This is a genomic window from Herpetosiphon llansteffanensis (assembly GCF_003205875.1).
Lineage (GTDB): Bacteria > Chloroflexota > Chloroflexia > Chloroflexales > Herpetosiphonaceae > Herpetosiphon > Herpetosiphon llansteffanensis.
The window spans coordinates 1-16706 of sequence record NZ_PUBZ01000105.1; the positions used below are offsets into that span (position 1 = coordinate 1).

Annotated in this window: 12 protein-coding genes; 4 read left to right on the forward strand and 8 right to left on the reverse strand. The window is 48.9% G+C overall.

The window, feature by feature from the left end; genetic code table 11:
• Nucleotides 1-43: 43 nt before the first annotated feature.
• Together C5S61_RS16000 and C5S61_RS16005 are read left to right on the forward strand one after the other, a co-directional pair.
• Nucleotides 44-799, forward strand: a complete 756-nt coding sequence (locus C5S61_RS16000; protein WP_110516373.1) for an SCO1664 family protein — start codon at nt 44-46, stop codon at nt 797-799.
• Between the two features lie 16 nt (nt 800-815).
• The gene (locus C5S61_RS16005; RefSeq protein WP_110516375.1) at nt 816-1610 is read left to right on the forward strand and encodes a nitroreductase family protein; all 795 of its coding nucleotides are present in this window, start codon (nt 816-818) and stop codon (nt 1608-1610) included.
• Here the strand turns inward: C5S61_RS16005 and C5S61_RS16010 are convergent.
• The 7 genes from C5S61_RS16010 to C5S61_RS16040 all read right to left on the reverse strand — a co-directional run bounded on the left by C5S61_RS16010 (nt 1607) and on the right by C5S61_RS16040 (nt 11865).
• Nucleotides 1607-2692: an STAS domain-containing protein gene (locus C5S61_RS16010; protein ID WP_110516377.1), complete on the reverse strand. Its 1086-nt coding sequence runs from the start codon at nt 2690-2692 to the stop codon at nt 1607-1609. The two genes, C5S61_RS16005 and C5S61_RS16010, sit on opposite strands and share 4 nt — an antisense overlap.
• 210 nt (nt 2693-2902) lie before the next feature.
• The gene (locus C5S61_RS16015; protein WP_110516379.1) at nt 2903-4573 is read right to left on the reverse strand and encodes an acyl-CoA dehydrogenase family protein; all 1671 of its coding nucleotides are present in this window, start codon (nt 4571-4573) and stop codon (nt 2903-2905) included.
• Between the two features lie 282 nt (nt 4574-4855).
• Nucleotides 4856-7534 carry a DUF5682 family protein gene (locus C5S61_RS16020; protein ID WP_110516381.1) on the reverse strand — a complete coding sequence of 893 codons (2679 nt, stop codon included), beginning with the start codon at nt 7532-7534 and terminating at the stop codon, nt 4856-4858.
• 4 nt (nt 7535-7538) lie between these two features.
• Entirely contained in the window at nt 7539-8657 is a 1119-nt protein-coding gene (locus C5S61_RS16025; RefSeq protein WP_110516383.1) for an ATP-binding protein, read from the reverse strand.
• A gap of 15 nt (nt 8658-8672) precedes the next feature.
• Complete coding sequence (locus tag C5S61_RS16030; protein ID WP_110516385.1) at nt 8673-10052, reverse strand: VWA domain-containing protein; 1380 nt, start codon at nt 10050-10052, stop codon at nt 8673-8675.
• Nucleotides 10049-11386 (reverse strand): hypothetical protein, encoded by a 1338-nt coding sequence (locus tag C5S61_RS16035; protein ID WP_110516386.1) that lies wholly within the window; start codon nt 11384-11386, stop codon nt 10049-10051. Before C5S61_RS16035 ends, C5S61_RS16030 begins: the two co-directional genes overlap by 4 nt.
• A complete protein-coding gene (locus C5S61_RS16040) occupies nt 11386-11865 on the reverse strand; it encodes a hypothetical protein (RefSeq protein ID WP_110516388.1) in 480 nt (159 codons plus the stop codon). Before C5S61_RS16040 ends, C5S61_RS16035 begins: the two co-directional genes overlap by 1 nt.
• 181 nt (nt 11866-12046) lie before the next feature.
• On the opposite strand from C5S61_RS16040, the gene C5S61_RS16045 reads away from it, so the two are divergent.
• Nucleotides 12047-12973, forward strand: coding sequence for an ADP-ribosylglycohydrolase family protein (locus C5S61_RS16045; RefSeq protein ID WP_110516390.1), 927 nt, complete (start codon nt 12047-12049; stop codon nt 12971-12973).
• A 94-nt stretch (nt 12974-13067) separates the two neighbouring features.
• Complete coding sequence (locus C5S61_RS27500; RefSeq protein ID WP_110516392.1) at nt 13068-15689, forward strand: sigma factor-like helix-turn-helix DNA-binding protein; 2622 nt, start codon at nt 13068-13070, stop codon at nt 15687-15689.
• A gap of 50 nt (nt 15690-15739) precedes the next feature.
• Here C5S61_RS27500 and C5S61_RS16055 read toward each other — a convergent pair whose 3' ends face one another.
• Entirely contained in the window at nt 15740-16696 is a 957-nt protein-coding gene (locus C5S61_RS16055; protein WP_110516394.1) for a transglutaminase family protein, read from the reverse strand.
• Nucleotides 16697-16706 lie beyond the last annotated feature (10 nt).

A 16706-nucleotide genomic window follows, 5' to 3' on the forward strand; every position in this document is an offset into this window, starting at 1 on the left:
CCCCTGACCCCCGACCCCCATTTGCCCAATACAGAGGTAGCCCATGAGCGATAACGAATCAGAGCAACCGCTAGCGCTTGAGCTGGCAACGATCTTGCAAGTGCTGCGCGATGGCCGGATCGAATTGCAGGGCTTATTGCCATGGAGCAGTAACTATACCTTTTTAGTTGAAGTCCATGCCGATGACCCAAGCGAGCTGGTGCTAGGGGCGGTCTATAAACCCCAACGTGGCGAGAACCCGCTCTGGGATTTCCCGCAGGGCACGTTGTACAAACGCGAGGCAGCGGCCTTTATGATTAGCCATGCCTTGGGCTGGCATTTGGTGCCGCCAACCGTTACCCGCCAAGGCCCCCACGGCGTTGGCTCGGTGCAATTGCTGATTCACGCCGATTACGAGCAGCATTTTTTTACCTTGAAAGAAGGCCACGAACGCGATTTTCAACGCATGGCTTTATTCGATATTGTGATCAACAACGCCGATCGCAAGGGTGGCCATGTGCTCGTCGATGATGATCAGCGGATTTGGGCGATTGATCATGGCATCTGCTTTCACGATGAATATAAGTTGCGCACGGTGATTTGGGATTGGGTGGGCGAGGATATTCCTGCCGAGGATTTAGCCGACCTCAAGCAATTAGCCCAAGATTTGGAGCCAGATAGCAGCCTGACCGAAGCACTCAACGCCATGCTCTATCCCCGTGAAATCAAAGCCATGCGCCAACGGCTCAGCCGCCTGATCAGCAATGCCAAATTCCCCGCTTCGTATGGGCAGCGCTCAATTCCGTGGCCGCCCGTGTAGACAAGGATGTCCATCTATGGATTTGCTCGATGCGATTCGTTCGCGCCGCACCACCAATGGCCCATTTGAAGATCGCCCGCTCGACCCAGCCCATGTGCGGACTATTTTGGAGATGGCAGCCTGTGCACCTTCGCACTTCAATTCGCAGCCATGGCGCTTTGTCGTCATCCAAGATCAGGCGACACGCATGCAACTCGCCGATATTGCTGGCGAATCGATGCAGAAATTAATGGCTGGTGGCCGCTTCTGGCAACGCTATCGCAAATATTTTCGCTTCTCCAAAAAGGAAGTCGATCAACGAGGCGATGGCATTTTGATCGACAATCTGCCAGCAGTGCTTAAACCGTTTGCCAAATATATTTTTACCGAGCGTGGCGGCGAGTTGATGGCCAAATTTCAAGTGCCCAAAGTGCTTGGCAAGGATGCCCGCAAGTTGGTGGCTGGCTCGCCCTTGATTTTGGGCATTACACTGGATAAAAGCGAATACAAGCCCGACGATCTTTCCGGCATGTACTCGTTGCTTTCGTTGGGCGCAGTGATGCAAACGATTTGGCTAACCGCCACATCACTTGGCATTGGCATGCAGTTTATTTCGACTCCGATGGAAGTTGAAGGTCAGTGGGAGAAAATCACCAAGTTGTTGCAGATTCCCGAGGAACACAGTTTGATGGTGCTGTATCGTTTGGGCTACATTCCCCAAGCAGCCGATCGCCCAACGATCGATTGGACCTCATCGCAGCGCAAACGCACCGCAGCCTTGGCCTATGCCAACCGTTGGGACGAACCATTTGAGCCAACAAACGACGCTTAATTGTAGCTATGAATCCGTTGCAGGCCTTCTTGCAAGGTCGCCGAGGTGCTGATTGTATCCAATTCTAGCCCCAACGAAACCATGGCTTGGGCAACTTCTGGGCGCACGCCAACCAGCATGGTTTCTGCACCGAGCAAGCGTACCGCCCGCACGACGCTAATAAAACCTTGGGCAACTTGGCTATCGACCACCACAACCCCGGTAATATCTAGCACCAAATGTTTGATCGATTGACGCTGCACCGCTTGTAAGGCATTCTCTTGCAGGCGGCTAAGCCGTTCACTATCAAGCGCCCCAACCAGTGGCATCACCAACACTTTGGCCGCCACTGGCAATACCGGCACGCTCATTTCGCGAATCACTTCGCGTTGCTGCTCAATCTCATCAAGCAGTCGTTCTTGGGTGCTAGCGCGTTCTTGCAACTTTACCAGCGCCGTTTCAAGGTCAGCAGTGCGCTCATGGACCTGTTTTTCGAGCGAGGCATTAAGTTCGGCCAATTGACGAGCATTTTGCTCGATGGTGCGTTGGCCTGCCGAAACAGCATCAAACGCCCCGACCGTAATTCTGCTGTTCACAAAGCTAATAATTGCGCCGATAAACGTCATGAGGAGGGCGTGGGTTAATACGCCGCCAGTTGTAGCTACTTGCTGCGTCGTAGGAAAACTCAATTCCAAAACGGCGATCATCGCCCAGATGCCAGCCAAAACAGCCAGAATTTGCCATGGCCGCAGCACAACCCCAGCAATCAAGACCGGAATCAGCAAATAGGCCAAGGTATAGCCACTTTCACCACGCAACATCATGGGAATCGAGACGATGAAGGCCGTTGCGATCACCACAATCCAACCAGCAAACGCCACTTTGCCGCGCCGCGCCAATGGAACGACGACCAGGGTCAAGATAATACCTAAGCCTAAAGCCGCACCTGAGGTTAATGGCTTGGGATTGAAGATTAATGAAGGCAGGGCAATCACCGCAATCACAAAAATTGCACACATCACGCTGATGATAATTTGGCCACGTCGCCGCACATCTTCAAGCGGATGATCAACCTGAGCTAACCACGCTAGTAATGCTTTCATGAAAAAACCCTTTTTGGCTTAATCGGCTAAGCTATTAATTATTGCATCGTCGGAGGAATAACAAGTTGCCCTACTATACCCTAGCCTATTCATGCACGCAAACAGACAACGGTACTAGGCCTAAGCTGTTTTCCATAGTACTTCTATGTAATTTATTAATTTAGCTTTAATTAAATGTTGGGATTTACTAGCAATGTAATTGTTAAAAAATTAACTCAGCAATAGTTGATTATCGTTAGCATCAATCGCCATAATAAAATTGATTTGGCTGCAACTAAACCGCCGCGCTGCCGCCATCAACCAACGATCAGCGTGCTCGCTCAAGGCTGCTTGGGCATGCTCAATTAATAATGCCAATTCGAACGCTCGGCCAACGGTCAATGCCCAACGGCGTGCACCCATTTCAGCAGCAGCCCGATCAAGCGTGCTCTCAGCCAGCCATTGCTCACAATGATCGAGCGCAGTTTGGGCCACGTCAATCGCTTGGCTCAGGCTCGGATCATGGACATTGCTCAGCCACAGGTTGACTTGCTCACGCAAACTTGGCCAAATGCCTGGATCTTCGCTGATGGCGCGCAAACTATCGAGCGCCAAAACATTCGTCGTGCCTTCCCAAATCGACAGCACCTGCGCATCGCGCACGAGGCTTGGCAAGCCAGTATCTTCAACATAGCCAGCGCCACCAAAACTCTCAACAATTTCGCTGGTATGCTGGACTGCTTGGCGGGCAGTGGTTAATTTGGTAATTGAGGTTAATAATCTTAATAATTGACGTTGTTGGGGTGTGCTACGGCCAACTTCATCCAAGCCCAGCAATTCGATTAAATAGAAAGTCAGCAGGAACGCGCCAGCATATTCGGCCTGCAAGCCAGCCAAGGTATCGATATGCAGCGGTTTTTGATTGAGCAGCGAGCCAAAAGCAAAGCGTTTTTGGGCGTAATCTTGGGCTAGCGCCATGCCGCGGCGCATAAAACCGACCGCAGAAACGCTGTTCCAAGTGCGGGTAATTTGCAACATTGGCACAATCGAACGCACGCCATCCTGCAAGCCAACAACCGGAATTGCAGGCGTGCCAAGCAGATTCAGCTCAGCCGTCGGCACTTTGCGGGTTCCCAATTTATCCTTGAGCCGATTGACTTCGATCTGATTGAGCCGCCCATGTTGGTCGCGAGTTTCGACATAAAACAAGGCCAAACCACGCCCGCCAGCGGGATTGCCCTCAGGCCGTGCCAAGGTCAAGGCCATTTGCGAGGTTGTGGCCGAGCTAAACCACTTGCGGCCATACAAGCGCCATGTGCCATCGCTATCCTGACGGGCAATCGTTTCCGAAAGCCCAACATCCGAGCCACCAGTCGATTCAGTCATCCACTGGCCGCTAGTCCAAAATTGCTTGGGGTCGCGGCTGGTCAAATGGGGAATGGCGCGTTCAATCAAGGCCTGATTGCCCGATTGAAGCAAGGTGCGAGCTGCACCATCGGTCATGGCCAAGGGGCAGCTATAAACATCACTCGAAGGGTGGAAGAGATAGGCCAAGGCAAATTGGCAGGTACGCGAATATTCGTGGAATGTTTGCTCGTAGCCTGTTGCGATCAAACCATACTGGGCAGCGATCTGCTCGGCGCGTTGCCAGAGCGGAGTCAATTCAATCTGATCGATACGTTCGCCCCAGGCATTCCACTGGGTCAATTCAGGCTCATTCAAACGATCAGCCAATTGCAATTGATACAATTCATTGGCTGCTAAATCGCCCATTTCGTGCAGCACAGGGCTGATTTGGGCTAAAACATTGGCGGGCAAACGGCGGCGCAGATACAATTGCAGCAGGCGATCGCTTGTATATTGATTGTTGAGCTGTGGTGCTGGCTGATTAAAGGGTGGCATCGTTGCAACTCCCAAAGATTAATAAAACCAACGGTTGCAGCTATTATAGCGCTCAAAGCAGAGGCTATGGGCTATGGGCTTTTGGCTATGGGCTATCTGTACTGGTTCATCACATGAACTCCTTGCTTTTCCACCCTTCCGTCCCGCCAGCGGGAAACGCAGGGGGCTTTCATCCCCCTGCACCCCCTAATATTCGTTTTGGGGATTGTTATTTTTCTTCGAAATTCCCCTTCGCGGTTAATACTTAACCAATCCCCAATCCCCAACAACCAATCCCCACCATCACCCAAGCTTGAGCAACGCAGCCAGCGCCTGCATGCCAGCAGGATGGGCTAACAATAGCTCATGGGCCAATTGATCGTCAGGGCTGAGTTCGTCGCTGATCGTCACTTCACCTTCTGGCAAGCGTTGTTGATCGTGCATCCAATTTGGTTGCCAGTTGCCAAGCCCAGCCACATTTGGCGGAAAGACCAAGGCAGCTTCTTTGATCAACGGCTCCAAAATCGTTGCGTTGCGCCGCAATTGCAGAATAAAGCCAGGCAACCATGGAATCAGCACCGAATCGGGCACGACGCGGAAAATATGGCTCAACAACTCAACCACAAACAAGGCAATCCGTGGAGCGAATTTCAAGGCCAAAATAAAGCCATTCAGGTAAGCCGGCAGCCCTTGCAAACTAAGCGAATCTTCGGTGAGATGCGCGAAAAACTCGCGCATTGATTGAATACTGCGCCGATTGAGCAGCCACTCGGCGACCCACAACAAGCCAAGCTTATCGGGGGCAACCTCGCCCTTGCCAGCCAAGTCAACGCTAATCAGCAATTCGCTGCGCTGGCAGCCAACCGATAAGGCCAAACTTTCGAGCGAAAAGATAAAGCCCAACATGCCAGCAACCGCTTCTGGCGTTGTGCCACGATCGGCGATGGCCTGCGGCAGCAACGAGGCGTAATGGCTGTAGCCTGTTGCCACAAACGATTCGAGCCAAACCGCCAAGCCCTGCGGCGTGGTGCGATAATATTGCACCAAATGGCGAGCGCGGTCGAAAATATCCGGCGCATCTTGCACCCCAGTTTCTTGGATGAGCAAGGCACGGCTGTGAAAACCCAATTCTTCGGTGAAGCGTGGGCTACGCAAATACATTAGGCTGGCTTCGGCGGTGTGCAGGGCTTTGGCTGCGGTCGCATCATCGCCAAAAGCGCGTTGGCGCATACGCTGCTCAAGCACTTGCTCCAGCGTAATGCCTTCGTAGCCAAGCTGAATCACATCGCGTTGATATTTGCCAATCCGAATCTCCCACGATTCTTGCACTGGTTTGCTGCCAAGTTTGCGCTCGCCAATGATTGGCTGAACTACATAATTGCCCAACAAATAATTCAAGCGCCACAATAATTCTGAGCTATCAAGCAAATCGGGGCGTTGGCTAAAATCCATCAAGGCGCGTTGGTTGGTTTTGGCATACAGGTTGATATTCAACGGAGCCAAGCGGTCATAGATATTTTTGGCCAACGGCGGCAACGATTCATAACCAACCGTGCCAACCCGATCGCCGCCCAACAACACGCGGCACAATTGGCTAATATTGCGTTTGCGTGGCGTACGATCTTTTTCCAAACAGGTAATCGCCGCATCTTGAAAATCGTAGGGCGAAGGCTGATAGCGATTGCGAATATTGGCCAACAAATACGAGGTTTCGTAAATTGCAATCGAATCGGCGGTGCTGGCTAAATAGCCATTTTCACGCGCCAAGGCCACGATGCGAGCACACCAATCGAGCAATTGCTCATGGTCGGCTTCGGCAACTTCGGGCGGCTGCTGCAAAAAGTTGGCCAACGCCTGCGGATTGTGGGGTTCGTTTGCGGCAACTGGTGCTTTGGCGCGGCTTGGCTTGGCAGCTTTTTGATCTTTGCCCAGCTGAAATGACTTAACTTGGCCAGCTTTGAGGCTTTTGCGCCATGTCGATTCGGCCAAGGCAATCGTGCCTGGTGGATGATTGAATTGCTGTTCAATCGCCACGAAGCTTGATGGAATCAGGCCAAATAGCCATTGGGTAGCGCTTTTAGCGGGCATGTCGGCCCATTGCTCAGCATTGTTGGTGCCAAATTCAGCCACATCGCTAGCCAAGTGCGCTGCCCCACAGATATACAACGCATCAGCAGGATCGATCGCATGCTCAGCCAAATGTTGCTTGATCCGCGTCCACATATAGCGTTCACGCAGCCGATCGTTGATCACATCCTGCGGTTTGCGGCCAAGTTGGTGAATCAGGCTGCCAACCAAGGTCATCACTTGGCGATAGGTCGAATAATCGGCGTGCAAAATCACCCGCTCGACATATTGCTCCCACCATTCGGTAAAATGGCGCGAGTTGGAGTTTTGCAGCAAATAATGCAAAAAGTCGTCGAAGGTTGGCTCAAGTGTGCCAATCGTCACGCCAATTGATTTGCCATGAAGCTGAGCGGCCTCATCATCGTCGTCAGTTTCGTCTTCGTTGATAATCGGCACTGGTTGCCATTGAAACACGTAATCAACTGGACGATCAACAAAAACCAACTGCGTTTCGGGGTGGGTCAAGGCATAGGCAATCGCCTGATATTCGGCAGACGATTCAGTCAAGGGCGCAATCACGCTAATTGGCAGCGCCTCTGCTGGCACCAACTCGCTTTCAGCAGCAAAGGCCTGAAATGCCACTGGCAATTTACAATCGCGCAAATGGCCAATCAATTCGAGCATATCCTCGCAAAGCTCGATGTAAATCACCTTGGGCTGCTTTTGGTGCAAACGCCGCACCAGTTGCAAGGCCGAAGCAGGCGAGTGATGCGCCACAGGAAAAAGATCAAGCGTTTCGTGTTCGGCGCGCTCAACATCGTGGGCCATGCGCTGAAGCAAGCTTTGCAAGGCGGCTGCATCCTCGGTAAAGGCCGCCGCCGTGGCATTTAATTGCTGGGTAAGTGAATCAAGCATTGGGTTACCCCTCGATGACCTTCATTGCATCCTGACCGCCAGCCATGAAATCGCGCCATTCGCCTTGATGTTTTTCGCTGTGCTTGGCCACCACGCTATGCCAGAATTTGTTCATCACCGAAATATCTTCTGGGCGGCGACGAATCAGCGTGCCAACCAACGAACGGCCAAGAATTTCAGGCGTTAGACGTTGCTCGCCAAAGTAGGTTGAATAGAGTACAGCATCTTCGAGCACGCCAATTTGTTCAGCGGTCGAGAGTGCCGATTCGAGTTTGGCATCGTCGGAGCTAGCACTGGCGCTGGCTTCGCGCAAATCGGCGAAGGTTTGCAACAGCACATCGAGCAAGGTTGGCGATACATCAATGCGCACTTGTTGGCGTTCCAGCACTTCGGCGGTGCGGAATAGAATAATTTCGCGCTCTTGTTTTTTGTTGGTAACCACCGGAATATGCACAAAATTGAAGCGCCGTTTGAGCGCCGATGACAGATCGTTGACCCCACGGTCGCGGCTGTTGGCAGTGGCGATAATGTTGAAGCCTTGTTGGGCAAAGACCACATTTTGCTCGCGCAGCTCAGGAATCGAAATGTATTTTTCGCTCAAAATCGAAATTAGCGCATCTTGCACGTCGCTAGTACAGCGGGTCAATTCTTCAAAGCGGCCCATCGCCCCAAGCTGCATGCTGGTCATAATTGGCGAGGCAATCATCGACTCGCGCGATTGGCCAGCGGCAATCACCATGGCAATATTCCACGAATATTTAATTTGATCTTCGGTTGTGCCCGCCGTGCCTTGTACCACATAGGTTGAATTGCCGCTGACTGCCGCCGCCAGCAATTCAGCCAACCAGCTTTTGCCAGTGCCTGGGTCGCCAATCAGCAGCAAGCCACGATCTGAGGCCAGCGTGACAATCGCCCGTTCGGCAATGCTGGGGTCGCCATACCATTTTTGGGCAATCTCGCGATCGAGTTTTTGGCCGGGCGTGCTGCCCAAGACGAAGGTGCGCACCATTTGCGGCGAAAGCAACCAGCGCGCCGGGCGTTGGCCAGTATCGCGTTCGGCCAAATAACGCAATTCGTCGGCATATTTGAGTTCGGCAGGCAAGCGCAATAATGTATCTGACATGAGCAAAACTCCTTACTAAAGCGTAATAAAATGCTTAATTTGTTCGATCAGTTTTTTGGGACTGCCAGCAAAAATCGGGCGACCCATTTCTTTGAGCTTGGTGCGGAACCAATCGTTGACGCTGAAATAGCCAGAACTGGTGACTGCACCAACCGGAATAAAATGCACACCCGATTCGATTATGGCTTTGATTGAATCCAACAGCACTTGCTGCGAGCCGCCCTCATAAAAATCGGTAATCAAAACCACTGCGGTTTTGCGTGGCTCTAGAATTTTCTCGCTGGCAAATTGCAAAGCTTCGTTGATGCTTGTGCCGCCGCCAAGCTGAGTGCGCAACAATACCTCAAACGGGTCGTGCACCCACGGCGTAAGGTCGAGCATACGGGTATCGAAGGCAATCAAATGCATATCAACATGCGGCAAACCAGCAAAAATTGAGGCCAAAATCGTACATTGCACCATCGCATCGACCATCGAGCCAGATTGATCGACGACGACGATCATGCGCATTGGGGTGCGTTTTTTGGCGGTTTGGCGATAATACAGCCGATCGACATACAAGCGGCCTTCATTGGGATTCCAATTGGTCAGATTGCGCCAAATTGTGCGTTTCAAATCGAGGTTGCGAAACACCCGCTTTGGCGGAACCGAACGATCGATTTTGGCCGAAACTGCCTGCATCACTTGCAAGCGCAACACGTCGGCCAATTCATCGACATATTGCTTGATCAAACGTTTGGCATTATGCAAGGCATTGCCCGAAAGATGGCTTTTATCGCGCAGCAATTGCTCGACCACCGCCATTGATGGCGTAATTTGGGCGGCAAGCCGATTATCTTGCAGCACTTCGCGCAAAGCCATGCGCTTGATCAAATCTTTTTCCAAGCCTTGGATAACTTGGCGCAAATCTTCTTCGGAAAAATCGAAGCCTGAGCCAATGCCTTTGCCACCTTGCAAACCGCCAGGCATTGAACCAGCTTGGTTTGGTTGGCTTTGGCGCAACGCTCCGGGCTGAAGGCCCAAACAGCGCTCAAGATGCGCAACATCCTTAAGCCATTGGGCAAACTCAGCAGCACTAATCGAGCGCTTTTGGGTTTGCGGCCCAAAGACATTCAGCATTAATTTCGAAATAATCAACGATCGGCGCAAGGTCGTTTCATCTTGGCGATCATCAAGCTCGGTCAGGTTGAACTCTGGCTCAAGCTCAGGATAGCGTTGAAAAAGCTGCTCAAGCGAAAGCGTTGGGTGCAAAATCGACTCAGGCAACTCCAAATCGCTGGCAATTTGCTGGCTCATGCCCTCAAGATTTTCTGCTTGTTGGTCGTAGCCAAACATGGTGCTGAGCATACGCCAATAGAGCACTTGGCGACGATTTAATAGCTCGGATTCGTTCATGATTTCTCCCTGAGCAAACGGCTGGCGCGTTCTTTGAGAATGCCAACAGCGTTATTTTTGGGCGCTTTCTTGAAGACTTTGCCGTTTTCAAGCCCAATAAACAAAGGCTTGCCTTTTTTGAGGCTGGTTGCCAATGGCCGCACAAACCATTCGCCAGCATCGAAGCGCAGCAAACCAAACAGGCGTTGCGCAGATTCGAGCACGTCAACGTCGATTTCGCTGCCGCTGATTGCCGCCAGATCGAGCTTGAAACGCTGTTCGCCAACGCTCAAACTAGAACCTTCGCCACTTTGCGCCAATTGATAGTTGCTCAGCACAATTGGCTCGGCCAAATGGATTGGGTGGCGTTGTTCAGGCGCAAGTTGAGTTTGGGCAAGTGGTTGCTTGGCATTCAGGCCAAAATGACGCTCGGCAACTGCCAGCAAATCATATTTATCGCCCAATGTCGCCGCCGCAGCATCCCAGATCAGCTGGCCAGCAGCCAGCAGTTGCTGATTAGTCAAAACCAAAGCCTTGCCAGTGCTCAGACTTTCGAACAACAAATTGGCCTCGGGAAAGAGCAACCACAGTTGATCGTCCTGAATTGCTGCGACTTTATAGGCCGATTGCGTGATCGTGGCCAATTGCGGCGCTGCTTCAGCCTCAAGCACTGCGTAGAGCACCCAACTGACCAGCGTAGCATGCTGCCGCCATTCAAAGCCCAAAGGATAGAGCGTGCCACTGACGCTTTGCATTGGCGGAGTTGCGCTAATGCTGAGGGTCGAAAGCATGGCCCGCGTCCATAAATCGGCCCAGCGAAACAGCGGCAATTGCTCTGGCTGAAGCACCAGTTCGTGCATCCAGCCTGCCAAAAGGGCGGCAGTGCGCAAATATTCTGGGTTGGCTTGAATTTGGGCGAGGGTTGGCGTAAAGGCGTTGATCATTGCTGGCTCAAGCCGAGCAAAGCCCATCACCGCCAAATCCATCAGCCAATGCTGGACACTGCTCAACAATGGCGGGGTCGATGCAAGCGCTGCGGTGGTTGGCAGCGGCTGATCAATCGTTGGGCGGCCAAGTTGCGCCCGCAATTGCAGCGCAAGTTGATCATATTGCGCTGTTTGGAGCGCCGCCCGCGCAACCGCAAGCAAGCCAAATGAGGCTGGCTGAAACACGCCATTGCTCAAATCGGTCGCTACGCTGAGCATTGCTGCTTCGAGCGGTGTGCCACGATAGACTTGGGCCAAGCGTTGTAAGGTAGTTTGATGGGTATGATTGAGATTGGTAAAGCCAGCCAGCAACAGCTGATCGATTGCTTGAATTAATTGATTGCTGGCATGAAATTCAGCTGCAAGCATCACGCGCCCCCTGCAAACCAATCCATCTCCGGCAATGGCAATGCGCTGAGCGGAAGTTCAAGCAATTGGAGTGAGCCAAGAAAACGGCTGAAAATAGCGCCATGGGCTTGGTGAGTAATATGGCCAGCGATCTTAAGCAAATCGCCAATCGTGGTGATGGTAGTCGGATCGTGGGCAGATTGCAGATATTTCAAAATGCCAGGGATGCCAAATTGCTTGATGCCTTCGCCGAGCAAACTGATCAGATGATTGCATGGGCTGCCACGCAAGCCACCACACGGGCGATTGTTGTTGGTGCTACAGTAAAAGTTGAGGCTGCGAGCCTCGAAATAGGCCACATAGACCCGCTGAATATCCGAGCCGCTGGAAATAACGCCTTGCAGCCGACCATCGGCTAGCTCGACAAACGGCACTTCCTTGACATCGCGCTTCGCGGATTTTTGGAAAACTTGGGGTGGGTTAAGCGATGATGGAATCATCAAGCCTCCTTTGCGCTATGAAACACTCGCTTAATACTGTATCAACTCTTACTTCAAGCGCAAGCCTAGCATACCAAGCGCGTGTGACATTAGCAGTCACAGCCACAACAGCCCAAACGGCTGCTTTTAATTGCCGTACCTGCTTTAAAATAAAACAAATTATCGAGTTGAGGTTGCTTGAATGAATACTGATAGCGCACTAGATCGTGCCCGAATTGCCCTCGAAGGTTTATCCATAGGCGATGCGTTGGGTGGTTTTTTTGAATTTGCCCATTCGACAGTGCCTGCGCGCGTGCGTTTGCGCCAAGTTCCCCAAGGCCCATGGCATTGGACTGATGACACCCAAATGGCGGCTTCGGTTTTTTCAGTGCTGCGCCAAACTGCAAGCATCGACCAAGATTTGTTGGCCCAAAGTTTTGCCCTGCACTATGAACGTTCGCGCGGCTATGGCCCAGCTACCAGAGCGATTTTGGGCCGCATTCAGCGCGGCAAAGATTGGCGTGAGGAAGCCCCAAGTTTACATCAAGGCCAAGGCTCGTTTGGTAATGGTGGAGCGATGCGAGTTGCGCCAATTGGCGCGTTTTGGGCTGCTGATTTGGCACACGTTGCCCAGCAAGCAGCGGCTTCTGCCGAAATTACCCATGCCCATCCTGAGGCGATTGCTGGTGCGATTGCCGTAGCGATTGCTGCTGCGTTGGCATGCCAAACGCGCGAAACCACGATTCCTAGCCCAAGCACATTTCTACAATTAATTCAGCCTTGGGTTCCAGCAAGCCAAGTAGCCGAAGGTCTTGCGGCGGCGATTCAGTTTGATGCAACAACCCCAATTGCCACAGTGGCCGCCCGCTTGGGCAATGGCAGCAAGATTTCGGCCCATGATACTGTGCCATTTGCCTTGTGGTGTGCCGCCCAACATTTAAATAATTTTGAGCAAGCAATTTGGTTGACATTGGAAGGCTTAGGCGATTGCGATACAACCTGCGCGATCGTTGGGGGAATTGTGGCTAGTTATGTTGGGATTGAAGGCATACCCGCCGCATGGCGTGCAGCGCGAGAACCCTTGCCAGCCTGGGCATTTGCTGAGGAATTAGCCAAACCCATTGGTTAAATGCTGCAAATCGATTATCATGGGGATGCAGCTATTTACAGTTGAGAAGTAAATGTAAACATTGCAGTTTAGATCTCCATAGAGGAAAACCTATATGACTATAACAATTCCTGATCAGCTCCACTCTATTACCATTCAACAATTACAACTACCAAATAGGACAAAACATGCGTTATTACGAGCAAATATCTGGAATCTTGGAGATCTTAATCCATTTTTAGAGGATCTCTTAAGTATTTCGGGAATAGGTGTATCGTCTATTCCAATAATTGTTGATACCCTTAAAAATCTTATTAAATCTATGACTGACAAAAATACCATTAATTGGGAGGATTACTGGAAATTACAAAACGTAGATCCGGTCATAGTAAAAGAAGATATTATATTATCAGATAAATCACCTATACCTGAAATCATACTAGATGTATCAATTTATAATTTACATCTATCAAAAAAAACTTATGATTTCCTTGTTAATACTAATATTTCATTAATTAGCGACTTATATAGCGATAAAAATAAAAACATAATTTACATAAAAAACTCAAATAGATCAATTATTGAAGAGGTTGAAAATTCTCTATCAAATCTTATAAATTCAATAGATAATAAAAATCAAATTGATTGGAATATTTATTACAAAAAACAGAATATTATTATCATTCCTCAAAAATACAACGTTAAAGAATTTGATTTAAAAGTTCTAGAGTTCATTGAAGAAACTGTTCAATTCATACTAAGTGATTTCAATGATGAGCGTTATTGGCGGATTATCCAACGTAGATTTGGATTGGGGAAAACAAGTAAACTTACACTTGAAGAATTAGGATCAGTTTTTGGCATTACACGCGAAAGAGTTCGTCAAATTGAACTTAAGTGCTTGAGAAAGTTAAGAATATCATTGATAAAAAATGAATATATTCAATCATCATATATAATTCATCAAAATATCATCTCAACCATAAAATCAATTATAAGTATATTTGATATTCAAGATAATAAAATATTACTTGAATCTGATTTATTTAATAAAATCAAATCCATCTTGCCTTATGTTAATGTAAATCATCCTGTAATTTATTTACTACTTAATCTAGCAGAGATGAATCCTATTTATTTCATTGATGATGATTTACTTTCCGTATGGCAGCATATTTCAATGGATATGCAGGATGTTATTCAAAAAGTTGTAACATCTTTGGATACCCTATTAACTAAAGAAGTTGCCGTAGCGATGGATGAATTTGATATACTTTTGAAAATCAATCAAAAATTACCGAAATCTAAAAAGCTCAACTTACCACAGCTTCATCAATTTATAAAATTATGTAGTACGATTGAACAACGTGATGATGGCCTGTTTTGGGGAAAATTTGAATATTTAAAAAGCCGAGGAAATCAAGCCTATCGATTATTAAATGAAGCAAATAAGCCATTATCATTTGTATCAATGACAAGAACAATTAATAGCACACTTATAGCTCATGGACATAAAAAGCTTCAAGAGCAAAATTTTGTCAATCAACTCGTCAATGATGCTCGATTTATGCCAATTGGAAAAACAGGCCAATGGGCATTAAAAGAATGGAATCATATTGACACAACTAGCATTCTCGAATTAATGGAAAAATTTTTACATACCCATAACAAACCAGCTACTGATCAAGAGATATTTGATTATGTTCAGCAACGAAGACCTGCTAGTCGAGGATCAATTGATATCTATCTTGCCAATAACCCTCATATCTTCCGTAAAACCAATCTTAATTATTGGGGACTGACCACATGGAAGGAGACAGAAAATGCCCATATTTGGGATCGTGAAGGAATTGCCGATTTTATTGCTGGGGTTTTCAAACAACATAAAACCCATAACTTAGAACTACGGATTATTCGGGAAGCTCTTATGAACGCTGCTGGAATAACCTCACGTCAAGCACGTGGGCTACTTTTAGGAAATCCAGCCTTACGAACATATCAGAGACCAAAAACTACTACACGCTTTGCAATGTTTCAACCAAACTATAAAGCGGAAATAAACACCAAGCGGTCGATAAATCGTAAGAAAAAGACTATTCGTGAAAATGTTCAGCAGGCAGTTCATGCGTTACTTGAACAGTCACTCAATAAACAGATGCCATTATTTCAACTTATCAAGCAGTTAACTTCGGCTCCTTATAACTTCCATGATAAGACCATGTATCTTTATATTCGTCAAATGGCATCTGTTGAAACAATAAGTATCCCAGAGACAGGTACGAAAGTTTGCCGATTAAAAGATACAAATTCAATTACCTTTTCTCAAATTAATCGGATTCAGGATTCTCAATTAAGAGATAATATCAATCATGCATTAATTAATTTAAATGAAGCTAACGTAGATATAGCATTATTTCAATTAGGACGCGAATTTGAAGTAGTAATAAAAAATTGCTTAATTAAAGGACACAGTAATGGAAAGCTAAACCTAAGCCAAAATTTGGGTAAAGACTCAAAAAAATGGAAACTGGTTGAAATGGTAGATTATGCCAAAAACCAAAATCTTATTACCGATCTTGGGGCCGTGAATTTACTGCGCCAAGAAAGAAATAATAATGCCCATGGATCACGGCCTACATTGAGTGAACGGCAAGCATTGATGAATAGTGCTCCATATCTCGCAGGCTTATACATTGATTATATTATTCATTTTTCTGAGCTTATGGATACATTTTAACAAAATCAAAAAGCATGGGCAAAAATCACCCATGCTTTTTTGAATTAAATTTATTGTTGCTGCTGCATTTGCTGAATTGCCGCCGCCACATCGCCACCCTCAACGACCGACCAGCCTGCAAGCTGCGATGGTTGATCGGCCTGCAGTGGCTCGTCGGCCAAGCGCACTTGCACCGCCACTTCGAGCGTGCTTTGGGTTTCGCCCTTGAAAATGCCATGGGTCGGCGGCACATCGGCGTAATCGCGGCCAATTGCCACCCGAAGATGGCGATCGCCCACCACAACATTGTTGGTTGGGTCAAAGCCGACCCAGCCAAGGCTTGGCAACCACGCCTCAACCCAAGCATGCGAAGCATCAGCCGCCGAACGCACGCTATCATCGGTGCGATGAAACAGATAACCGCTGACGTAGCGCGCCGGAATTTGCAGCGAACGCAAAAGGCTGAGCATAATGTGGGTGTAATCTTGGCAAACGCCGCGTCGCGTCGCCAATGCTTCGTCAATCGGTGAATCAGCACGCGTACTCTGTGGAACATACTCAAATTCATCATAGATTGATTGGGTAATGCGCCGCGCTACGGAAAGCGGATCGTGCTGTTTGTTAAGGCCAATTTGGCTTGCGAAGGCTTGGAGCAAATCGGTTGAACGCACAAATTGGCTTGGGTTGAGATAATCCCAATCGTAGCCATTCAAGGCACGATCTTCGAGCGTTTGCCATGTGCTGAGATCAAGCGTGAGATCGGCGGCAGGCGCTTGAACGTGATTTTCCACATAGGCTTGGGTCACAATTTCTAGCTGGGTGTGGGCACGGGGAATATCAAAATGATGCACCGTATTGCCCTGCGAATCGAGATAAACTAAAACTTTCGATTTGGGCTTGGTGGTTATGTCAAACGAAAGGCAACGTTGGTCGCCCTCGGTGCGTGGCTGTTTGCGAACTTCCATCATGCTTTCGCTAATTGGGTTGCTATAGCGAAAGCGGGTCACGTGGCGAATGGTGTAGTACATAGCACCTGCC